General features: G+C 52.8%; 20 protein-coding genes. 6 read left to right on the top strand and 14 right to left on the bottom strand.

The genetic code is table 11. The annotated features are described in order from the left end of the window. Nucleotides 1–913 precede the first annotated feature (913 nt). Together BN8_RS23475 and BN8_RS23470 are read right to left on the bottom strand one after the other, a co-directional pair. On the bottom strand, nucleotides 914–2,347 hold the full coding sequence (locus tag BN8_RS23475; RefSeq protein WP_009284440.1) for an alpha-L-fucosidase: 1,434 nt from the start codon (nucleotides 2,345–2,347) through the stop codon (nucleotides 914–916). A gap of 141 nt (nucleotides 2,348–2,488) precedes the next feature. Continuing rightward, nucleotides 2,489–3,358: an AraC family transcriptional regulator gene (locus tag BN8_RS23470; protein ID WP_009284439.1), complete on the bottom strand. Its 870-nt coding sequence runs from the start codon at nucleotides 3,356–3,358 to the stop codon at nucleotides 2,489–2,491. Between the two features lie 154 nt (nucleotides 3,359–3,512). On the opposite strand from BN8_RS23470, the gene BN8_RS23465 reads away from it, so the two are divergent. The 4 genes from BN8_RS23465 (at nucleotide 3,513) to BN8_RS23450 (ending at nucleotide 7,888) form a co-directional block, all read left to right on the top strand. Beyond that, nucleotides 3,513–4,232, top strand: coding sequence for a (Fe-S)-binding protein (locus tag BN8_RS23465; protein ID WP_040006468.1), 720 nt, complete (start codon nucleotides 3,513–3,515; stop codon nucleotides 4,230–4,232). After that, nucleotides 4,219–5,592, top strand: coding sequence for a lactate utilization protein B (locus BN8_RS23460; RefSeq protein WP_009284437.1), 1,374 nt, complete (start codon nucleotides 4,219–4,221; stop codon nucleotides 5,590–5,592). Before BN8_RS23465 ends, BN8_RS23460 begins: the two co-directional genes overlap by 14 nt. Nucleotides 5,593–5,659: 67 nt before the next feature. After that, the gene (locus BN8_RS32025; protein ID WP_009284436.1) at nucleotides 5,660–6,238 is read left to right on the top strand and encodes an RNA polymerase sigma factor; all 579 of its coding nucleotides are present in this window, start codon (nucleotides 5,660–5,662) and stop codon (nucleotides 6,236–6,238) included. A 738-nt stretch (nucleotides 6,239–6,976) separates the two neighbouring features. Further along, entirely contained in the window at nucleotides 6,977–7,888 is a 912-nt protein-coding gene (locus tag BN8_RS23450) for a DUF58 domain-containing protein (RefSeq protein ID WP_009284435.1), read from the top strand. Nucleotides 7,889–7,971: 83 nt separating this feature from the next. Here the strand turns inward: BN8_RS23450 and BN8_RS23445 are convergent, their stop codons facing one another. After that, on the bottom strand, nucleotides 7,972–9,447 hold the full coding sequence (locus BN8_RS23445) for a TlpA family protein disulfide reductase (protein WP_009284434.1): 1,476 nt from the start codon (nucleotides 9,445–9,447) through the stop codon (nucleotides 7,972–7,974). A 115-nt stretch (nucleotides 9,448–9,562) separates the two neighbouring features. On the opposite strand from BN8_RS23445, the gene BN8_RS23440 reads away from it, so the two are divergent. Then, nucleotides 9,563–10,360 (top strand): YdcF family protein, encoded by a 798-nt coding sequence (locus BN8_RS23440; RefSeq protein ID WP_009284433.1) that lies wholly within the window; start codon nucleotides 9,563–9,565, stop codon nucleotides 10,358–10,360. Nucleotides 10,361–10,452: 92 nt separating this feature from the next. Here BN8_RS23440 and pfkA read toward each other — a convergent pair whose 3' ends face one another. From pfkA to pseG, 9 genes are all read right to left on the bottom strand, one after another. Further along, nucleotides 10,453–11,427, bottom strand: coding sequence for a 6-phosphofructokinase (pfkA, locus tag BN8_RS23435; protein WP_009284432.1), 975 nt, complete (start codon nucleotides 11,425–11,427; stop codon nucleotides 10,453–10,455). A gap of 164 nt (nucleotides 11,428–11,591) precedes the next feature. Beyond that, entirely contained in the window at nucleotides 11,592–12,344 is a 753-nt protein-coding gene (locus tag BN8_RS23430; protein ID WP_009284431.1) for a glycosyltransferase family 2 protein, read from the bottom strand. A 55-nt stretch (nucleotides 12,345–12,399) separates the two neighbouring features. Then, nucleotides 12,400–13,692 carry a glycosyltransferase family 4 protein gene (locus tag BN8_RS23425; protein ID WP_009284430.1) on the bottom strand — a complete coding sequence of 431 codons (1,293 nt, stop codon included), beginning with the start codon at nucleotides 13,690–13,692 and terminating at the stop codon, nucleotides 12,400–12,402. Then, nucleotides 13,689–14,645, bottom strand: coding sequence for a hypothetical protein (locus BN8_RS23420; protein ID WP_009284429.1), 957 nt, complete (start codon nucleotides 14,643–14,645; stop codon nucleotides 13,689–13,691). Before BN8_RS23420 ends, BN8_RS23425 begins: the two co-directional genes overlap by 4 nt. 108 nt (nucleotides 14,646–14,753) lie before the next feature. Beyond that, on the bottom strand, nucleotides 14,754–15,560 hold the full coding sequence (locus BN8_RS23415) for an FkbM family methyltransferase (protein ID WP_040006788.1): 807 nt from the start codon (nucleotides 15,558–15,560) through the stop codon (nucleotides 14,754–14,756). A 46-nt stretch (nucleotides 15,561–15,606) separates the two neighbouring features. Continuing rightward, the gene (locus BN8_RS23410; RefSeq protein WP_009284427.1) at nucleotides 15,607–17,112 is read right to left on the bottom strand and encodes a lipopolysaccharide biosynthesis protein; all 1,506 of its coding nucleotides are present in this window, start codon (nucleotides 17,110–17,112) and stop codon (nucleotides 15,607–15,609) included. A 113-nt stretch (nucleotides 17,113–17,225) separates the two neighbouring features. Then, entirely contained in the window at nucleotides 17,226–18,323 is a 1,098-nt protein-coding gene (pseI, locus tag BN8_RS23405; protein WP_009284426.1) for a pseudaminic acid synthase, read from the bottom strand. Then, the gene (locus BN8_RS23400; protein ID WP_009284425.1) at nucleotides 18,320–18,796 is read right to left on the bottom strand and encodes a GNAT family N-acetyltransferase; all 477 of its coding nucleotides are present in this window, start codon (nucleotides 18,794–18,796) and stop codon (nucleotides 18,320–18,322) included. The genes pseI and BN8_RS23400 overlap by 4 nt, the downstream gene beginning before the upstream one ends. After that, the gene (gene pseG, locus BN8_RS23395) at nucleotides 18,778–19,794 is read right to left on the bottom strand and encodes a UDP-2,4-diacetamido-2,4,6-trideoxy-beta-L-altropyranose hydrolase (protein WP_009284424.1); all 1,017 of its coding nucleotides are present in this window, start codon (nucleotides 19,792–19,794) and stop codon (nucleotides 18,778–18,780) included. Before pseG ends, BN8_RS23400 begins: the two co-directional genes overlap by 19 nt. A gap of 15 nt (nucleotides 19,795–19,809) precedes the next feature. On the opposite strand from pseG, the gene BN8_RS33410 reads away from it, so the two are divergent. Beyond that, nucleotides 19,810–19,989 carry a hypothetical protein gene (locus tag BN8_RS33410; RefSeq protein WP_192579086.1) on the top strand — a complete coding sequence of 60 codons (180 nt, stop codon included), beginning with the start codon at nucleotides 19,810–19,812 and terminating at the stop codon, nucleotides 19,987–19,989. A 10-nt stretch (nucleotides 19,990–19,999) separates the two neighbouring features. Here BN8_RS33410 and pseF read toward each other — a convergent pair whose 3' ends face one another. Next, complete coding sequence (gene pseF / locus BN8_RS23390; protein ID WP_040006787.1) at nucleotides 20,000–20,686, bottom strand: pseudaminic acid cytidylyltransferase; 687 nt, start codon at nucleotides 20,684–20,686, stop codon at nucleotides 20,000–20,002. Nucleotides 20,687–20,878: 192 nt separating this feature from the next. Further along, a complete protein-coding gene (locus tag BN8_RS23385; protein WP_009284422.1) occupies nucleotides 20,879–22,558 on the bottom strand; it encodes a hypothetical protein in 1,680 nt (559 codons plus the stop codon). Nucleotides 22,559–22,561 lie beyond the last annotated feature (3 nt).

The raw sequence follows: 22,561 nt of genomic DNA, 5'->3' as shown, positions 1-22,561 counted from the left end.
GTAAGCAGGGACCTCTTACCTGCTTTGTGGCGATGAAGCATACTCAACTCATTGGCAATCAACAACCACGTATCATTAGCACTCCACTTACGAAAGTAGAGGTAGACTGTCTGCCAGGGCGGGAGCCCCTCGGGCAAATCCCGCTAAATGATGCCGTTTTTAGTCAAATAGAAGATCGCTCCCACAGTGCGTTTGAGCGACCAAATGCATTTACGTTGGACACGAATGCGTTTTTCGACGGTTCGTCGCTGCGATACCTTGCCACTGGGTGGTCGTCAGGTCGGAACTGTAATGTTGCTGCACATAACAAAGTGCTTACTGGCGACCATTGCTAGTTCAAAAACAGCTAACTCAAATAGCTTCTTGCAGTTGTCTATTGGCGCTAAGCAACGAATTTATCTTTTCTCACTCGCCTTTCTTTTTCGATTGCCTATCAGGCGTACCGGCGGGCAACCTATGGGTGAAAGTCACCTACCGGGGCATGGGGCGTCTCCGAAGTTCGATTTTTGACCCATTATCGAATCCACTGGCATACCATCCCGGTAGATAGTAAATTGCCTGAGCCCACTTTCCAGGTCCGTCGTTGCCTGCCAGATAAGCTATTCATCTGACCGCGTTACGGGTAAGCGTCAGGTGGTAGGGCGCGGGAAACAGTCTCGTTGAATAACCCCACCCATTAGTTTCTCTTTTCGCTTACCTTCGTAGATAGCTTGATTTCAAGTTTTGTCGAATACCCCCGTCAACTGTTCAGTAAGTTCAACATCATCGGGCCGATTGGAACTGCTCATCGCGCAACGGTTGTATGGCGGCTTCATAGTACTGAGCCCGCGCCGACTGGCTGACCAGCCACACCTAAACAAGGCAGCCGAGCATCCTGAGTGGATTCGACAGACGCACGTACCGGCTCATGAGCTTATAGGGCTTTCTCCAGCTTATACACCCAGGCATACGCACAGGGAACCGTAGCAGGGGTTACCGGGGGCGCACTAATCGTCAGCTTACCGCCTTTGGCCGACGCTTTCACCGCTCCGTTGTAGCCCAGCAGACGTACTTTCGTGCCCGAACTGACGCCGTCTACCGAGAAGCTATCCTGCCATTTGGTCGTAATCAGATACAGGTCGTTGCCTTTCCGGGTGAAATACGTAGTGGTGTTCTTGTCAATCCTGGGGGCAGCATCCCACTTGCGGGTGCCGTAAATACCTTCGCCGTTGACTTTCAGCCACGTTCCCATATCTGTCAGGCGTTGCTGCATGATGACCGGAATCCGCCCATCGGCCGTAGGACCAACGTTTAGCAGCAGGTTACCGCCCCTCGCCACTTTGTTGATCAGAATATGCACCAGCTCTTCCGACGATGAATAGTCTTCCAGAATCTCGTTGCGATTATAACCGAACGAACCCGCAATGCCCCGGCACTCTTCCCAGGGCCGCTCAAATTTGACGCCCTGTGAATCGCCTTCGTGAATCAGATCGTATTCTGTGGTAAAGAAACCGCCGTGCTTGCTGCGCGTTTCTTTGCCCCAGCGGTCATTGACGACAACACGGTCTTTCACCGGCGAATCATTGTAGAGCCAGGCCAGAAACTGCGGACTTCTCAGTACATCGGAGGTATAATCCCACTCGCCATCCGTCCAGAACACGTCGGGTTTGTAGGTCGTCACCAGTTCCTTCATCTGCGGAAACATGTGTTCCTCAATGTATTGGTTGATCGTCTCTTTCTTGTAGAGCGGATGGTACCATTCGAGCAACGAATAATAGTAGCCCATTTTCAGGTCTTTATCACGCACGGCTTTAGTCAGATCGCCCAGCAGATCGCGGTGCGGTCCTACGTCCATGGCATTCCAGTTCCAGGATAGTTTGGATGGCCATAGCGCAAAGCCTTCGTGGTGTTTGGACGTCAGCACGACGTATTTAGCTCCCGCCTGCTGAAACAGGTTCGCCCACTCGTCGGGCTGAAACATCTCGGCGTTGAAGTCTTTTGCGAAATCCTGGTATTTGAAACCGGGACCGTAATTGCGGTTATGAAAATCGATGAAGAAGGACTGGGTTTTGCTGGGGTTGAGCAGTCGGCGCCAATAGTGTTCGGCGTAACGATCGTAAATACCTACCTTATCCCGGGCGGTTGGGCTGTAAGCGGGCACCGAATAGACGCCCCAGTGGATAAAGATACCAAACTTGGCATCTTCAAACCAGGCGGGTACCGGCCGGCTGTCAATCGAGGGCCAAGTCGGTTGATACGGGCCGTCTGCTGATCCCGAACGGGCCGATGTAGATTGAGCGTTCACGGATAAAGCAAGTGTATGGACCAACGCCCAGATCACCAGCCAGTTTATCTTACAACGTTTCATTATTTAAAGAAGGGTTATCGTTTTTCAAGGCCAAAATACGGTAAGTCTTTGCCATCCATCTTCCTATGCGTTAGCCGAATTTTCCACCTTATTAGCATGAATCAGTATACAAAGTGCCGCGGACCAGTTAAACGGCTAGTTTTATTTAGCTACGTACTGTTGCTGATATTTTAAAGGACTTACGCCCATAACGGTCTTGAAGTACTTGTTGAAGTTAGAGAAGGAGTTGAAGCCACTCTCGTAGCACACTTGAGCTATACTGATTTTGTTCTCGATCAACAGGCTACAAGCTCGCCCTACCCGTAACTCGGTCAGAAACTGGGTATAGGTTTTTCGGTTATGTGATTTAAAGTACCGGCAGAATGAATTGGGACTCATCGTCGCCACTTCGGCGATCTCCTCCAGGGAGATCGGCCGGTGGTAATTTTTTAAGGAGTATTGCAGAATCCGATTGATACGGTCCGTATCGGTTTCAGCCGATATGCGAAACGGGTTGGCGCTCGTCAATAGGCTCTTTTCGGTAGAGTCAGCAATCAAGTGCAGAATGGACAGCAACAAAATGATACGCTCCAGCCCCCTGGCCTCCAGTAAGTGCCGCAGTTTCTCTGCAACCGCGACCCGCAACGCCCCGTCTAGTCGCATTCCCAGCTTGGCTGTTTCAAGCAGGTTTTTGACCTCGAGACTTTCGGGCAACTCCAGAAACGAATCACCCAAACACGCTTCTTTAAAATGCACGACCGTCGCAACGGCCCGCAACGAGCTGCCTTCATTAAAATAGGCATCATCGCAGCGCCAGTAATGAGGCAGATTAGAGCCGATCAGTAAAACGTCGCCTGCCGAAAAGGGCTGAATCCGGTCGCCAACAAACTGCGTACCGCTACCCTGCTCAATATATACTAATTCAACATCGGCGTGGTAATGCCACCGATTGTAGAAATATAACACCACATCCCGGCGAACGCTGAAGGAGTGTGCTGGTTGATGCGGAACCGCGAGCAGTTGAGGCTTCATAATCAACAATTGGCAATGTTGTCTGACAAAGTACGTAATAGTTGCTAAAATATGGGAAAAGATGGCTAATTCGGTAGTACAGATGCGACGCCTGTTACCCCAATTTGCAGCAGCATTCTCGTTGTTCTTTCCCAAGACTAGATTGTCCTATCCCATGAACGTCGCTCTGTTTGTTCCTTGTTACGTCGATCAGTTCTTCCCTCAGGTTGGGGTAGCTACTTTGGAGTTACTTGAAAAGCTGGGCTGCGCGGTCACGTATCCAACTGAACAGACGTGTTGTGGTCAGCCGATGGCTAACGCTGGGTACGAACATCTGGCCAGCGGATGCGAAATGAACGTTCAGCGTATATTCAGTTCATTTGAGTACGTTGTTACACCGTCAGGTTCCTGCACAGTTCATCTCAGGGAGCATCTGCCGGCTGCACACGGGAGCCGCATTTATGAAGTGTGTGAATTTCTGACGGATGTACTGCGCGTTAAGTCGCTGGCAGCGTCGTTTCCCCACCGGATTGGCTTGCATAGTAGCTGTCACGGGCTGCGGGGGTTACGGCTCGCGTCGATGTCGGAGCAAAACGAACCGGCTTTTTCAAAACCCATACAACTGTTGAGTTTAGTCGATGGACTGGAACTGGTTTATCCCGAGCGCCCCGACGAATGCTGTGGGTTTGGCGGTACGTTCTGCGTCACTGAAGAAGCCGTTTCGGTCAAAATGGGTCAGGATCGAGTTGATGAGCACCTGGCCAATAACGTAGACTATATCGTTGGTAGCGACATGTCCTGTCTGATGCACCTGCAGGGAATACTCCGCCGGAGGAAAAGTAACACCGATGTACTGCACATCGCTCAAGTCCTGAACGCCTATGAACCAGCTTGATCACGCAGCGGCCGCCCGGCAGTTCGTAGCTGACACGCAACGCACGAACTGGCACGACGAAACCCTTTGGTGGATTCGCCAGAAACGCGATAAAGCGGCTCATGGTCTGCCGGAATGGGAACACCTGCGCGAGCTGGCGTCCCAGATTAAAGAACATACCTTATCCAAGCTAGACCAGTATCTGGAGCAGTTTGAGCAAAGTGCCCACCGGAACGGCGTAGAAGTACATTGGGCGGCTGATGCGAATGAACATAATCAGATTGTGCTGGCTATTTTACGGGAATATGGCGCAGCGCGTATCGTCAAGAGCAAGTCGATGCTCACGGAAGAGTGTCACCTCAATCCGTTCCTCATCAAGCAGGGCATTGAGGTTGTAGACACGGATCTGGGCGAGCGGATTGTCCAGCTACGCCAGGAACCACCCAGCCACATTGTACTGCCCGCCATTCATCTTAAAAAAGAAGATGTTGGCCAGACATTTCATCAACATCTGGGCGTGCCAGCCGGGATAATTGACCCTAAAGCATTGACCGAAATAGCTCGTCAGCACCTGCGGGAGAAGTTCGTGCACGCAAACGTGGCTATAACCGGGGTTAACTTCGCCGTTGCCCAAACCGGGGCCTTTGTGGTGTGTACCAATGAGGGGAATGCTGATCTGGGGGCTCACCTGGCTGATGTGCACATCGCGTGCATGGGCATTGAAAAAGTGATTCCAGCTCAAGAGCACCTGGGCGTTTTTCTGCGCTTACTGACCCGCAGCGCCACGGGGCAGCCCATTACGGCGTACTCCAGCCACTTTGCCAAACCCCGGCCGGGTCAGCGGATGCACATCATCCTGGTGGACAACGGCCGCAGTCACCAGTTGGGACGCGCTGACTTTCGATCATCGCTCAAGTGCATCCGCTGCGGGGCTTGCTTCAACACATGTCCAGTTTACCGGCGTAGTGGCGGCCACAGCTACCACACCGCCATAGCTGGGCCAATCGGCTCGGTGCTATCCCCCAATCTGGACCTGAAAAAACATGCTGACCTGCCATTTGCCTCTACCCTGTGCGGATCATGTACCCATGTCTGTCCCGTCAAGATTGATCTGGACAAGCAACTCTGGAAATGGCGGCAGGTTATTGTGGCAGCAGGCTTGGCGCCGGCTAGTAAGACGGCCAGTATGAATGGGTTAAGCTGGCTCCTGACCAGTCCGCGGCTGTATCGTCTGGCTGGCCGGTTCGGTCGCTGGACACTTCGGCAGTTTCCGTGGCTGGTCAACCATCGGTTTAATCCCTGGTATATAGGCCGAGAGATGCCACTTCCAGCCCGAAAAAGTTTTGGTGATTGGTACGCCAATCGTGGACGAACGAATTAATCTGAGGCATACACCTATAACGTACGACCCGATCATAGGCCCTCGTAAAACTCCCCCTTATCTTTTTATGAACCGGAACCTTTCCTTGCATGCTTCGGCGTCGGATAAAGCCCTTTGGCAGCAAACCTTGTCAGGAGACAAGACCGCCTTTGGCCAGCTTTATGTACGTTTCTATCCGGCGCTAAAGCGGTACGCGCTGCGCTTAACGAATGATGCCGAGTTAGTTGAAGACACCATCCAGGACTTATTTTTAACCATCTGGCAATCCCGGCAAACGCTTAATGCCAAGGCTCCTGCCGGCTATTACCTGGCCAATGCCCTGCGCCATTCCATCGTTCGACGCCTAAATAAACAACAGATGTCTAGCGAAGTGACCCATGAAATGCACCCTATGTGCCCGTCTTCCGAAGAGGACTATGTCAACGTAGAAGAAGAACAACTTCAGGTAGCACTCATCGAGCGGGCCTTACGTACGCTGCCTCGTCGTCAACAACAGATGGTACAGCTTTATTTTTTTGAAGCCAAAACGTATAGCGAGATTCGGCAAATAATGCAGATCTCACCTCAATCGGTGTATAACGTTTTGTTCCGTAGTTTAAAAGCGTTACGAGCGGATTATCGGATACGGATAAGCACCAAGCGGTAAACCAGCTCACAGGATCCAATCGGTAACATGTACCGCTTGCTGAGCTTTCTTACAGTCATGGTTAAGAAGCTTTTGGCTCAGTTTTTAACCTGAAATCGTTTGATTGTGCGAGTATAATTTTGCATCCCCGTGATAACTTGAATAGGTTGACGGGTGCTTTTTAGTTTAACTTATTCTGACGGCTTCGACAGTTCGATTCAGCATTAAGCCGCACTGGTAGCGCAGTCATTAACTTATATTAGTATAACACATTTGAGCTTTTTGAGCTGAAATGGAGAAGGCTTCGCCTAAAAGCACTTGATAAATTCATTGAGGATCGCTTCCTGAGAATCCCGTAAAGAAAAATTCTGATTCGTGACATTTCCTGAAGTTGCTTTATGCTTCTACTCATCCCAAACGATGACAAAGTAAACCGCAATCTTGCCAAATATGTCGTGGTATTGTCGTCGGCTCCCGTAGCCACCGGGTAGCCGTAGACCAGAATTGCCTTTGCCCTTCGAATAGCTAGACATACCGCGTCGGCGGGTCGATTGTATAAATTAAACTCAGCCGCCGGGGCGACTCGGCGGCTGGTCTTCAGAACCGTGCGTGAAAGTTTTCCCTCACACGGCTCCTCACGGTCCGCTGTTCATATCTTTGTTTTCAGTTGATCTTATCAGAAAAAGGTACGTTTAGGTAAATTCCTTCGTTAGCAACGGTACAGAGCGTATAGAGCGGACCGCTGGTCCGGTACAGATTATGAAACAATCCCTCAACCTGAGCCAGGTACGTTCGTTCGGAAACGTCGAGTTTCTGGCCCGTCAATTGGTCGAAGGCTTCATCACGGGCCTGCATAAATCACCGTTTCACGGTTTCTCGGTCGAATTTGCGGAACACCGACTCTATAACACCGGCGAAACAACCCGGCATATCGACTGGAAAGTGTACGGCAAAACCGAAAAGCTGTTCGTTAAACGCTACGAGGAAGAAACAAACCTGCGCTGCCACCTGCTGATCGATACGTCGTCGTCGATGTATTATCCTGAGTCGAACTACGGTAAAATGACCTTCAGTGTGATGGCAGCCGCCTGTCTGGCGTATCTGCTGCAACGTCAGAAAGACGCCGTGAGCCTGACTACGTTTGCGGATACGATCGATCTGCAAACCCCCGTTAAGTCGACGCCGTCGCACGTGCACAAGCTGTTCACTCAGTTGGACCAGTTGATGGTGCAGCCCAAACCACTCCGTAAAACATCGGCCGCCGATGTTATTCATCAGGTTGCCGAAAAAATCAACAAGCGGTCGTTGGTGGTGCTGTTCAGCGATATGTTCGACAACACGGAAAAAGCGGATTCGCTGTTTTCGGCACTCCAGCACTTGCGGCATAATCTGCACGAAGTGCTGCTCTTTCACGTAACCGATAAAAAGACGGAGGAAGAATTTGCATTCGACGAGCGGCCGTATGAATTCATTGACCTGGAAACCGGGGAGAAGGTGAAGCTACAGCCGGGTCAGATTCGCGAAACGTACCAGCAGGCCGTAAAGCAGTATTTTCAGGAGTTGAAGCTCCGCTGCGGGCAGTACAAAATTGATTTCATTGAAGCCGACATCGCCCAGGGCTTCGACCAGATCCTGACGGCGTATTTAGTGAAACGCACGAAGATGAAATAAAAGAGGAGAAAAGGAGGAAGGGGAGAAAAGGAGAAAAGGAACAACCGCTGGTCACTTCCTTCTCCCCTTCCTCCTTTTCTCCTTTATTTCTTCACACTTGCCTTGGCGTTGGCGGGGGCTACGGCAGGTTTCCTGGTAGTCTGCGCCTGTTGTTTCTGGTTAAACTGAATGAAATCCTCAATTTGCTCAACCGGTAGCTTGCGGGCAATGATCTTTTTGTTCTTGTCGAGAACGTATACCGTCGGGGTTGTCCAGACATCGTACTGCTGCCGGTAGTTGGTCCGCAGCGAGTAATCATAGCCGTGCGTTACGTTGTTCAGCTTGAACTCCCGGATAAATTTCTTCCATTCTTCGGGGCTCTGTTCAACAGCAATAGCAACTACGGCAACGCCCTTCCCTTTGTAGTCGTCTGAGAACTTCTTCAATTTCGGTGCGCTCTCCCGGCAGTGGCCGCAGTGTGGATCGTAGAAATATACGACGGTATAATCAGCTTTGATGTTGTTCAGGGCAACGGGCTTCCGGAGCGTATCACTGACGCTGGGTGTTGGTAACACTTTGCCGACCAGCGTAGGCTTGAGCGTAGCCACGCGTTCGCCGATGCGCCGGATCGTCGACGTATCCGTTACGGGCATGATACCAGTAGCGTAGTACTTCTCGAACATGTGGACAAACAGGCCATCGGTGCCCATGATCTTGGGTTGCTCATACTGGCTCGTGATGTACCAGATCGTGTACGAAATGGTTTCCTTGTTCTTACCAGCCCGAGCTTTGCTGACCAGGTAATCGGCTTCCTTAATGAGCGAATCGGTGGTCTGAACGGTCAGTTCCTTGATGTACCGATCGAGCTTGCGCTGCAACACCGGCGATCGTACGAACCGCTCGTCGCTGAAATCATAATCGTCCCAGAAATGGGACTTGTAGTAGTTGAACACCCAAACTGAATCCGGGCGGCCGTTGCTGGCTTTGGGGGCAGGTGGTACTTCCGGGTCGGCGGTGGCTTTTAAGATCTTTACGGCAAAGCTGCTGGCATTTTCCTTCAGAAACTGTTCGCGGTACGTCTGCGCTTTCTTCTGAAGAACCGCCATTTTTTCGTTCGCCATAGCCGCTGACGTAGCGTCGTTGTGAAGCTTTTTTTCAGCACTAATTACCTGCGCTTCATCGTAGAGTTTGCCGAGCTCCTGCTGGTATGTATAGAACAGCTCGTTTTCTTTCGAGCCGGTTACCTTCATGTTTTTGATCACATTTGCGGTATCGGTTTCGAACGAGAAATCCTGGTCGTCGGCGATGAGCAGTTCGATGTAACGGTTCTTGGGCGTAACGACGATAAACAGCCCTTCTGGCAGCCGTTTCTTGCCTTCAAAGACCAGATTGCCATTGGCATCGGCGCGGGCGGTGTCTTTAGGAATGTACTGGCCAGCGCCAAAATAGTGCGCCAGTACGCAGGTGGTATCTTTAACGCCTTTGATGCGGCTGACAATCCGGAAGCCTTCGGTCGATTGAGCCAGCAGGGCGGGCGTAAACAACAAACCGAACAACGCGGTCAGGAGGAGTTTTTTCATACGGTCGGTGCGTATCTTCGCGGCTGAAATACCTACAAAATTAGCAGATTTGACGGACTTGCATCATTGATACCTACAACCTTCAACGAACGGGCCGCCCTTCTTCGCATACGTAATGTTTTACTTCCTCTCGAAAACCCTCAATTACCTGCTGACACCCGCCGGCTGGTTATTTACCGCTTTGGTAATAGCGCTGCTCGCCCGAAACCCTGTGCGCCGTCGCCGGGCGATCTGGGCTGGTTTCGTTACGTTCTGGCTGTTCGGTAATTCGTTCCTGATCAATGAACTGGCACTACTTTGGGAGTATAAGCCCGTGTCGGTGACCGCTATTCGTGAAGCGAACCAAACGCCAGGGCCGCACATTGCGGTCGTGCTGACCGGCGGCATGATGAACGTAACCGAACAGCCCGAAGTCGGCCGCCCGTTACTGGGTCGCGAGGCCGATCGGGCGCAACAGGCGTTTTACCTCTACAAAACAGGAGCGGTTCAGAAAATTGTCATCAGTGGCGGACAGGGCCGATTGCCGTTTCAAACGATTGATGTCAACGACGAAGGCCAGATGACGGCCGAATTCCTGCGCATGGTAGGCGTTAAACCAGAAGACATCCTACTGGAAGACAAATCACGCAATACCCACGAAAACGCTCAATTCTCGGCGAAGTTGCTCCGTGAACGGTTTCGGACCAATCGGTGCATACTCGTTACGTCGGCCTCGCACATGCGCCGGTCGGTGGCCTGCTTCCAGAAAGAAGGTGTTCAGGTAGTACCGTTTCCGGCTAACTTCCTGAGTGGCTACCGGTCATTCGTTCCGGGTGAGCTGCTGCTGCCACACGAGCAGGCGTTCGCCGATAGTTTCTATTTACTACGGGAAATTATCGGTCTGGTTGTCTATAAGGTGGTGGGGTATGTATGAAAAGGAGAAAAGGGAGGAGGGGGAAGAAGGGGAGGAAAGGACTTAAGGCAACTTCCCCTTTGTCCCTTTCCTCCCCCTCTTCCCTTTCTTCCCTAAACCGATAGTATCTTCACCATGCGGAGCAGGTCTTCGTTGATCGGCTTCGGCAGGCGGATCGTATCGCGGAACGGCGTATAGACAAGCTCGTTGTTGACGATTCCTGCCATTACGTTCTTTTGCCCGTTCATCAGACCTTCTAACGCACCCAAACCCAGACGGCTTGCCAGAATCCGGTCATAGGCGGTTGGAATACCTCCGCGCTGGATATGACCCAGGGTGGTTACGCGCATATCAATGTCGGACTGAACCTGCCGACGAATCTTTTCGGACACTTCGATGGCGTTGCCTTCTTCTTCACCTTCGGCTACAACAATGATAGACGAGGCTTTCTGCCGGCTCCAGCCTGCTTTCAGCGTTTCAACTACTTCCGAGATGGGGGTCAGTACTTCCGGAACCATGACGAGTTCGGCACCACCGGCAATACCCGACTGAATGGCAATGTAGCCGGAGTCGCGGCCCATCACTTCAATGAAGAAGATCCGGTCGTGGGAGTCGGCCGTGTCGCGGATTTTGTCGATAGCTTCGAGGGCGGTATTAACAGCCGTGTCGAATCCAATCGTATAATCGGTGCCGTAGAGGTCATTATCAATCGTTCCGGGTGCGCCGACGGTTGGAATGCCGTACTCATCGTAAAAGATGGTAGCTCCCGTAAACGTACCGTTTCCGCCAATAGCGACAAGCCCCTCGATACCGAATTTCTGTAGTTGTTCAAATGCTTTTCGGCGACCTTCGGGAGTCATAAACTCTTTACTGCGGGCCGATTTCAGAATGGTACCTCCGCGCTGAACGATGTTACTGACCGAGTGCGAATTCATCTGAAAAATGTCGCCATTTATCATTCCGCTGTACCCCCGGCGAATTCCGAACACTTCCAGGCCGTAATAGACCGCCCCCCGAACAACAGCCCGGATGCAGGCGTTCATACCCGGCGCGTCGCCACCAGAGGTAAAAACAGCAATTCTTTTCATTGGTTAAGTCTATTTTTTGTGGGAATTGAACAAAATAAACAAGGGTTTATCGGAATAAGGCCCGCAAATTTATCCGCATTATCGGTCAAAAGGCAAAGAACTTGCAATTATCCTTTCAGCTTAATACAATTTTTACAATTGTTCATAAATTGGAATGTGACTGGTCAAAGATCAGCCTGCATTTTAAAACGAATGGATCGCCACACAATCCGGCCGTGATTGAATACAGTTGCAATTAGCCCGAAATGATGGACCAAAACCTTAAATCGATCGGTAAGTGATCGGCGGTGCTGCTGTACGGACAGACCACCGACAAGGTATCTGCACAGAACGAACGGTAAGAACTCAATGCGTCGGGCGAGCTTCAGGCAGCGGATTTCCCAGTCGAGGTCGGCGCTGAGGTTATCGGTTGGATACTCCGGGGCAATGGCGCGCCTGGCAATGAACGCCTGATGGCAAACTTTCATGCCGAGTGCCATATCGGGCCAGGTCAGATGGTGCGGTAACGAGTGAGGTGTTATCTGGCTCCGCAGGCCTACCGCTGTTCCGTCGTCCTGTACAAATAAGGCATCGCTGTAGTATACTTCGGCGGCTGTTGCGCCGATACGTTCGAGCAGCCGGGGTAGGGTTTGCGGATCGTGAATTTCGTCGCCCGCGTTCATAAACCAGACGTAGTCGCCGGTAGCCATGCGCAGGCCTTTGTTCATCGCGTCGTAGAGCCCTTTGTCGGGCTCGGAAACCCAGCGGGTAACATGCGGTTCGTAGCGACGGATAATATCCAGCGTCCCGTCTTTCGACGCGCCATCGATAATCAGATATTCATAGTCCATCGCCTGCTGCGCCACAATGCTCTGGATGGTACGTTCCAGAAAGCGCTCGGCGTTGTAGGTGATGGTGATGATGGATACGGTTGGCATTTTTAAAGAGTGAAAGAGCGAAGGAGTGAAAGAGTGAGCCAGCTTTTGCGCTCTTTCACTCTCTCACTCTTTCGCTCTTTAATTTTTGATACAGTTCAACATACTGCCCTGCAACGATATCGGCTGCGTAACGGGTTTCGGCGGTTTGTCGGGCGTGCTGGCGTAGTTCGGCCTGGTTTGGGTGGTTCACGATAAAGGTAAGCCCGTTGGCCAGTTCGTCGGCTGATCGAACGGTTGCGAGATAGCCGTTCTGCTGATGATCGATCATTTCGGGTATACCGCCCGTCTGGAATCCAATAATCGGGGTTCCGCAGGCCAGCGCTTCAACAATGGTGTTCGGCAGGTTATCCTCCAGCGAGGGCACCACCATGGCGTCGGCGGCATTGTAGGCGGCAACGATGTCGTCTTCTGTCGTCAATACACCCAGATGCCGGATGGGATACGGCTGTTCGTTGAACAGATAGCTACGTCCTTTACCAAACACCAGTATCTCAATCGCAGCCGTTGGCTGCTGCTCATGCAGGCGGTTCAGGGCTTCGGCAAAGTACCGAAAGCCTTTGCGCGGATCAGTAACGCTGGCACTGCCGAAGAGGAGTCGTAGCGAACCGTTGTTCGGTAACTCAAGCCGGGCGTTTGCGGCCGTTCGGTCGATTGGCCGAAACGTATTGAGGTCGATGGGGTTCGGAATCACCGTATGCGGAAAATCACTCAGTAGCGCACTCTGGTACGTTTCTTCCCGTAGCCAATGGCTCGGCGACACGAGATGAATGTTCCCCCGGTCGAACAACTTACGTTTCTGTTCAAATATCCGGTACGACAGATCGCGCTCGCCCGGACGCTTCAGGTACGGGCATTGGCGGCAATGCGTCTGAAAATGATCGCAACCCCGGCTGTAGTGACACCCACCCGTAAACGCCCACATGTCGTGGAGCGTCCAGACGATAGGTTTGCCCAAATCAATGAGTTGATGAAAACTGCGAAGAGACAGGAAGCCGAAGTTGACCCAGTGCAGATGCAGCACATCGGCCTGTTGTACGGCCGGATGAAAACTGACGTCGGCCCCAACCACCGCCGGTGAAAACTGAAAGCGAACGGACGGGTCGTGCTCGAAGGGCAGAAAGTATAACCGTTCGGCCACAAAGCGCAGGTAAGCTGTCTGCTCCGCCAGCAGATTATTGGCCAGATACGTAACATCCGCGTCGGAGCGGTGTTTTTCCAGTCGATTGGGGATACCTACCAACAGCGTACTATCCACCTGACCGTACTGATTCAGCGCGTGGTGCAGCCGTGTTGCGGCTACGCCCGCGCCACCGCTGAGGTGGTACGTGCTGAGCAGCGTAACTCTCACCGGCCCAATAGTTTATCAAACTTCTTAACTACCTCCGGCCAGAAACCGATCTGCCACACGCGGCCCCAGATACGTCGGCGGGAGTAGCGCTCCATCTCGTCAAAAATAGGATCGTTGAAACGGGCTTTGGCTTTTTGCGTCAGGATCAGGGCGAACCCGTGCTGCGCGAGGGTGGTAGCAAATACCCAGCCCAGCAGCAGGTTTCGCTGCGTCAGCATGGCTTCGTCGGCGAAACGGTTGATGTACGTCATCTCCCCCCAAAGCGCGCTGTTCTTCTGTGAAAACAACACAAACTTTTTCAGAAGCGGATTGGTGGTAAAGCTGTCCAATAGGGCGGGCGTAATGCGTGGAGAACCTTTCGGCAGCAGTTCGGCCAGCCAGTGGTTATTGGTTTCGTCCATGAACTGCAAAATGCGGAACAGCTTGTCTTCGCCGTCGTACACGGACGCGATGCCGGGCTCAAATTCCGCCGTCAGCACACGCCGGGTGCGATCCTCGCCGAGGTCGCGAAACAGGCGCAGATCGATGCCCTGCGAATCGGTCTTGAACCAGTCGACCTGACCAATGTTCAATTCCTGAAGCGTGGAGTGCAGGCTGCGGGTTTTGAGCTGAACGACCTTCGTTAGTTCAAACTTCGGTGCAAAGGCGTACTCCTGAATCAGATCGGGCCGGGGTTTCAGCAGGCTGGAGCAGTGGGGGGACGCAGTCAGGTAAAAGTCCGCCGTTTCCGTGTCTGTCTCCGTTACAATATGATTAAACGTGTACAGCTTCCGGAAATGGCTGGATTCACTTTCGACGTAGCCGAAATCGCGGTCGTCGGCATCGAACGCAATGCAAACCGAGTGTTTCGCGAAGGCTTTCCAGCGGGTATGTAATTGCCCCGATGCGCCAATGTCCACCAGCACGGGTGGTTGATCGCGAAACTCGGGACGGCTTAGAATCTTATCAATCATTGAGTTTACGAGTAGTCGGTTTACGGCATTCGGTTTACGATCCGTTGGTGTGTGGCCTCCGAGAACCGGGACGCCGACCGTCGTAAACTGAAAACCGAACACCGTCCGTCATCTGTACGCAAAAATAGTCAATTGCAGGTCCATAACGGTATTGCCCCGGTACTGCCGGTTGACAAGTGGTTTCGTACGGTGCTGGGCCGTATCAATATAATATCGGAAGCCGCTGTCTTTTAGGATGTCGAGCAGTTCCGGGAGGGTCTGTGGCTGACCGATGTACGCATGGTACTCGATGAACAGGTTCTGCACATGGCCAAGTGCATATCGGCAGTCGGCCAGTACGGGGTTCTCGGCCCCTTCGATGTCGATTTTCAGCATATCGATCCGGGGGTATTGCTTCAATACGTCGCGGAAGCGGACCGATGGTACGTGGTTCACGTTGGTTGCTACGTAAACCGACGAAACGTCGTCGCCCGCGCTGCCAAAATCGACGCCCTCGTTGTCGGTCCAGACAGCTTTTTCAATAACCTCAACATTGGCTACGCCATTGGCCGTCAGGTTATAGCGTAGCGTTCGGGCGGTTGCGGCATCGGCTTCAAAGGCAATGATCCGGGCTTTCGGATAGTAGCGGCTGAAATATACGACGCTGGTGCCAATGTTGGACCCGCAATCGATGATAACCGGCTCCGACGAGGTAGCTGGGAAAGCATAGCTCTCATCCACAAAAATCTCTTTCACCTGCCAGAAAAACATCAGGCTGTCGGGCGTCTGAAAGCGCAGTCCGTCGTAGGTCAGGGTAGTGGTCTGGTTGCGCCGGGTACCAGCCGATGTCAGGAGTAACCACAGGAATTTTCGCCCATTGGGGTTGCTGAGTAGCCGGTAGGCGTCGGTAAATAAAAAGGAGAATAATGTCTTCACAAGCAGAACGTACAGCAGGCAACGGCCAAAGTTACGCAAAGTTGCCTCATGAACTGACCGATTTTCCCCGACGTTTCAGCCAGGCACCCGTCAGCAGTTGATTAATATCGGGCGAAATCTTCAGGACATAGACCAGCCCGACAAAAGCCACGACGATGAACCCCGACCGTAGCGCTACGTCGGTGCCAATAAGCCAGAAATTTCCGGACAGATATGGTGCCTGAACAGCTACGGCCCACACAAGCAACCCAACGCCAAGGACGGCAAGGTTACGCCAGGTAAACGGTTGCAGACCGAATTTATACCAGACGAACGCTGTGCGAGCGGCATTGAACAGGGCCGTAGCGATGGCCGCGCCGATGGCCGCACCTTCCAGGCCGAAAACGGGGATCAGCGCCCGGGTCGTGGCAATGGTGACGGCTACCATTAGGATGAAAAACAGTGAATCATACGCGTAGTAGCGCGATGTAGCCAGAATGGTGCCGTTGACGCCGGTTGCCATATCGATCAGCTTGCCTAGGCCAATCCAGAGAATAACGTAATAGCCGGCTTCATAGCCTTTCGGCAGAATTTCGAATACGCTGGGCAGGTTGGCGGCAATCCCGACGAATACGAGCGTTCCGATCACCAGTTGACTCAGGCAGCTTTTGCGGTAGATGCTGGCAATGTTGTTCAGATCGTTGGCTTTCCACGAATCGGCAATCACCACGCTCGACACTTTGTAAAGCATTGTGGCCGGAGCGGCAATGACCGTTCCGAAGTTGGCACTGATGCTGTAGATACCAGTTTGAGCGAGGCCCAGCGCGTCGTTGACGAGGTACTTGTCGATGTGCAGAATGACCTGCGACGACAGCCCGGTCAGCAGTGTCAGGGACGCGTAGCGAAACAGTTCCCGGCGCAGATCGGGGGGCAATTGCAGGTGCTTTGGGTCAAGCGTGAAGTGGCCGTCGCGCACGACTTTAACGACCATCAGGGCCATTTGCGCAAAATACGACCCCATCCATAAAACCAGGAGGGTGGGGAACGTAATCCAGCCTGCCCAGTAGATCAGTACAGCCAGCAGCAACAGGAACCGTTGCAGAAACTGCTGAAGAAACGTACCCGTAACGCTGTCGTATAGTAGTTTGGCGTAGTTGTCGAACAGATTGAAAAACAGCGTGAAAAACGTCAGCGGTATCAGCAGGTAATAGTACTGCACAAACAGCGCCGACTTCTCCGCGTTTTCGGCCACGATATACGGTCGGAATGACCACAGAATCAGTACGCTTAGCCCAAAACCCAGCAGCGACACGCCCGACGCCAGGAGCAGAAAGCCGCCGTGCCCCTGATCGTAGTTTCGGAAATAAGGGAAATAGCGGCCACCAGCCCCATTGATTCCCAGGTTCGAAAACTGCGTGAGGATAATTGAGAGGGCAATTAGCAACCCTATCAGGCCGTTCTGGTCCGGCGTAAGTACTTTGGGCAGCAGCAGGCCCATCGTCACAAACCCGACGACGATACCCGCGTACGTAAAAATGGTACCCTGAATGGTTTGGCGTTTAATAATGCCCATGGGTAAAGAGTGAAAGGGCGAATGAGTGAAAGCGAAAGAGTGAAAAAACGAAAGAGTGAAAGAGCGAGAGATTCTAATCCCGGCCTTTCGCTTTGAGGGCCACTTTCGCTCTTTTACTCTTTCACTCCGCTTCGGCGGTCCGATTCACTCTTTTCAACTAGTCCCCACCGCAGCGCCGTTCCGGCTTCAATATCCTGCGAAGCAATCTGGCCTAAAATATCATCGTAGTAACGGGTGTGCAGGCCGTTGGCTGGTCGGATGCTACGAACGTTTTCGGCCGTGAATGGCTCTCCGGCTTTTATATTCTTCACAACGTACAGCGACCGCTTGAATTGCAGGCTTTTCTGCTCTTTCGGCGTCATGGTGTAACTGACCTGACCCATCGCCAGAAACGCCCGTTCCGTTTCAACAACCAGATTTTTTAACTCATCCGGCTCCAGTGAAAAGGCCGAATCAACACCACCGTCGGCCCGGCGTAGCGTTACGTGTTTTTCAATTACGACGGCCCCCAGCGCCACGGCAGCTACGGCCGCACCAATGCCCATCGTATGGTCGGACAGACCCACCGGTACGTCGAACAACTGGCGCATGTGCGGAATGGTCAGCAGGTTCGTGGTTTCGGGCGTAGCGGGGTATGTACTGGTACATTTGAGCAGGACCAGATCGGTACAGCCGTTGTCGCGTAATACCTTCACCGATTCATCGAGATCTGCAACGGTCGATACGCCGGTACTCATGATAACGGGCTTGCCGGTCTGGGCAATGCGCTTGAGCAGAATATGGTCGGTGTTTTCGAAGGACGCAATCTTGTAGAGCGGTACGTCGAGCGACTCCAGAAAGTCAACGGCTGTGGTATCGAAGGGCGAGCTAAAGGCAACCATGCCGCGCTTTTTTGCGTGGTCGAAAATGGGCTTGTGCCACTCCCAGGGAGTGTAGGCTTCCTGGTACAGCTTGTAGAGGTTCTTGTCGGCCCACAGCGATTTCGCGTCGCGGATGTAAAACTCCTCCGACTGACCATTAAACGTAATCGTATCAGGTGTGTAGGTCTGTAGTTTCAGGGCGTGGGCACCGGCATCGGCCACAGCGTCTACGATCTCCAGCGCCCGCTCGAGCGACTGGTTATGGTTCCCCGACATCTCGGCGATAATGAAAGGCCGGTGCGACGGACTGATGGTATAATCGGCAACCTGAATCGGTTGGTCTTGGCTCATGCAGGTAATACGTAAACTAAGCTTGGAACACCAAATTTACCGCTTTCGTGCGAGAATGTGAACCCGCCCTTCTCAAACGATCGGATAGATGCCTGGTTATCAGGTTTAATGTAGGCATGAATGGCTACGGCTCCCCACTGCTCACGGCACGCGTCGCAGCCCTGTCTGATTAACTGGCTGGCCAGCCCTCTTCCCCGGAACCGCGCATCGACCGATACGCCGATGATAATTTCGTCGGGCATATCGGCGACTGGCTTTCGCTCAAATCGAACCTGCCCGACCGGTTCCCCCACTTCATTGCTAAATACCAGGAGCAGCGCGTTAGCGTCGATCAGTTTGCGCGAAAACCAGGCTGCATGGGTTTCCAGCGAGATAGGAGCCGAGTTGAATGATTGCCGACGGGTATCCGGCTCGTTGGCCCAGTCAAAGTAAAGCTGAGAGTCCTCGGCAGTGGCTACGCGGTAGGTGAGCATAAGCGGTCAAATAAAGCCCGGAAGCGTTCGGGTGTCTTCCGGTCGAAGTAATAACGCTGGTTTTGCAACGTATGCGCAATTGAATCAGGATACAATAAGCTTACCTCAATTCTGTACGCTAACTGGTCAACATCGGTGTGCGCAGGTGCCACATGAGCCAGTTGCTCCGATTCCAGAAAATGAGCCAGCCGTTCCTGATTGTCGGCCGTCTGGATGGCTAGCAGCGGGCGGTTGGTAGCACACACTTCGTAGGCGATGGTACTACAGGCCGTGATGGCCAGTCTACATTTCTGGACTTCAGTCACCATTTGCCCGGCCGTTAAGTTTGACAAAATGGTTAGGTGCTTCAGCTTGTCCTGGTACGCTTCGATGCTGGCTCGATCCGGATGAAACGGGCCGATGACCAAACGAACGCGCCACGATTGACCAATCTGGTGAAAGGCAATGCGAAGGGCGTCCAACACCTTTATCGAGACGTTTTGTGGGTCAGCCCCGCCTAAGCTGACGAAGATTGGTCCTTTGGTAGGAGGTGCTGCAAAGTCGGCGAAAAACTCCGACCGAAGCAGGGCGTAGTGGGGCCCGAGCAAAAACTGTGTGTACGCTTCGGCGTCGTAATCGTATTCCGTGATGGCACCGGTATGGTTGATCAGAACATCCGCTACCTGATGACCCGTTACCAGATCGTCGATATAAACCAGCTTGCCGACCTTAGCGCGAACCGCTCGCTGGTAGGCTTCATCAAACGCATAGCCGTCGAGTACGGTTACGTCGTCGGGGGCGGCAACCGCGAGAAAATCGTTTAACTCATAACCAGGTAAGGGCACTACCGTCACACCTTTCTCCTCGATTCGTTTGGCTACCTCAGGGGCTGGCTGCACAATGGCAAAACGACGCTCATACGCATCGCCCAGCATTTCGGCCAAAGCCAGGCATCGCATAACGTGCCCCAGACCAATCTGAGCGTTACCATCGGCGCGGAAAAGGATCTTTTTAGGCATTCTTCTTTAGTTCATTTGGAGCAGAGCGGTCAGACGTACCGTCAGACCGAATTGCCGGTTCCTCTATCGGGCGAATTAACCAATACGTCGGACCGTCGCCTGCCAGGAGAACGTACGTTTCGGTCTGGCGTGACTCGGTCTGACGGTACGTCTGACCGCATGAGCTTCGCTGATCTTCCTGGACTACGCGTCTGACTGTTGCCTGCTAGAGGGACAATAGTTGATATTTAAACTCTGCTACCTGCCAATCCTCTTCGTTATCTATATCCTGAGCCTGCATTTCGGAAATAACAAGGCCACTGGTATTATCAGTCAATAATCGCCCCTTTTGTCGAAAAGCTGCTACATTGAAAAAGTAAAACTGACCGGCATCGTGGTAGGCGGGTTGCAAATCCTGCGACCGCGTCAGGGCGTGTTCGGGTTGAAGCCACGTCAGGCGGTCGTCGGTAAAGGTTACAGCCCGCTGCACCGGAAAGCTAAAGCATTGTATTGGAAAAACGCAGTCAAATCCACCCGTTTGCAATCTATCAAAAGCCTGCCGGAGTAAAGCAGGCGTCACAAACGGCGCGGTAGGGTAAAGGCAACAGGCATTAGTAAACGTCTGCCCCCGCTGTTCGTAGGCGGTGATAACTTCATTCAGCACATCGGCGGTGGTGGCGAAATCATCCGCCGTTTTCGCGCTCCGACGAAAGGGGACTGAAGCGCCATGTCGCTGCGCCAGCTCGGCAATCTCGTCATCTTCAGTCGATACCATCACCTCGTCGAACAGGCCCGATTGCAAAGCCGTTTCGATGGAGTAAAGCATAATGGGTTTGCCTAGAAACGGCCGGATAACTTTGCGAGGAATCCGTTTACTGCCTCCGCGGGCCGTGATGATGGCGATGTTGCTCATGCGTTTCATTACCGATACTCTACCTAAAGGGGTTCTGGCTGTTGAGACGGTCAGACGTACCGTCAGACCTTGAGTGACTAGGTCTGACGGTACGTCTGACCGAAGTACGTTAGACCCTCTCCCAAGATTAAATCACGCCTGACCGGGTCACGCCTGACCGGGTCACTCCTGACCGGGTCAGGAGTGACTGGGTTAATTTATTACTTGAAATGCCGTTTTACCCCCCGACCGTACAAACAACCCCAGGTGTGCCGACGAACCCACCACTGATGCCGGAACAATGGCCGTAAAGCCTGTGTCTTTGTCGTTGAGCGAATCCTCCTTGTCCAGCCGCTGATGGAACAACGTAGTAAAGAATCGCCAGCCGGTGGGCGTTTGCACCGCAAGATACGTATCGTTAAAATTGGCCTTCTGGCCTGCAATTTTTGCAAAGCCGCTCACGACCAGATACGGGCCATCGTGCCGGTTGAGGTCTATCTGATAACTCAACTGGTTGGCTGTTGGCGTCGGATTAGGCAGCGACACTTCCTGAGAAGCCAGTTCGTCGAGTGTTAAGGGCGTTGGCCGAAACGCGTCCGTAGCCGCCAACTGACTCAGTCGTCGGGCTGGCTGGTATAGTGGGCTGCACCCTCTAACGATACCGTACTGTTGCCAGAGCAGTTGATCCGTCTGCTTTAACTCCCGGAATCGGACAATCTTCGAGAAATACGTTACGTTCGACACGACATTGATGCCGACTGCCGCCAGCAATGCCATCGGAAAAAGCCACTTCCAGGCCATTACTCGTTTGCTGGTCACTACGTCGGCGAGGGTCAGGTACGTGACGGCCAGCATCAAGGCCGGAACCTGCCGGTATCGCGACGCAAACACCACATCAACGGAGTTTTCGATGCGGTTGAGGGCCAGCATCAACCCGGTCAGATGGAGAAAAATCACCATCCAGAACAGCGTCGGATTCTGGCGGTCGTAGCGAGTCAGTACCAGATAAAGCGCCCAGCCGATAGTTAGCCAGCCGACAACCTGACTGAGCCACGCCACTGATGGATGATAAAACGTAGCGCCCAGAAAGGCTGTGTCAAGCTGTATAAAGTGAATGATACGTTCTACCGACAGCAGCGACGCTAATCCGGCTCCGGATGGATTCTGGTAGCCTGAAAAGTAGACAGCGTACAAAACGGCACTAACCACAATGGCTACCGTGGCTTGTCGCCATCGCCGGTTGAGCAGCAAGCCTGCGATCAGCAACGGCAGCACCACAATCCCATTGCCAACTGTAAAAAGTGAAAGGGCACCGGCAACCAAGGCCCAGCCAATCCGTTGTCGGGCAACCAGGTAAAAACTAAGCAACGCCCAGGCATGCACCCAGAGGTTACAGATAGCCGCCATGCTCCAGAAAGCATTGTTCCAGAACTGAAACTGAAACAGGAAGTAAATGGCCGGTAGAAACGTAAGGATTCGTTTCTCCAGCGGACGACGCTCCGACGTATTGGTTAATTCGCCGGTTGTTGGAATAGGCGACCGCCACAGCAACCAGCCGATCAGCAGCCACGCTACGTTGCCCACCCATTGCAGAAAAGTAAAATTGACCGCCCCCGTCAGCGCGTAGTTAGCCAGCGAAATTAGCTTGAGAAAAACGACCCGATGGAAATTGTTTTGTTCCAGCAGCAGCCGACCCCGCTCTGGCCAGTCGGCATCCTGCCACCTTAGCAACAGATCGACAATGGACGGGTAGTCGTCCATGTACGGCATGTTGTAGGCATACCCAACCACTACGACGATGTAATACAAAACTGGCAATGCGGCCAGTCCGTACCAAAGCCACGGCGAGATCGACCGGGTTTGTGCAGCAGATGACGTAGCAACGGCTTGCATAAA

Source organism: Fibrisoma limi BUZ 3 (assembly GCF_000296815.2).
Taxonomy (GTDB): domain Bacteria; phylum Bacteroidota; class Bacteroidia; order Cytophagales; family Spirosomataceae; genus Fibrisoma; species Fibrisoma limi.
The sequence above is the reverse complement of the archived record's forward strand: the minus strand, read 5'-3'. Positions and strand labels throughout refer to the sequence as shown.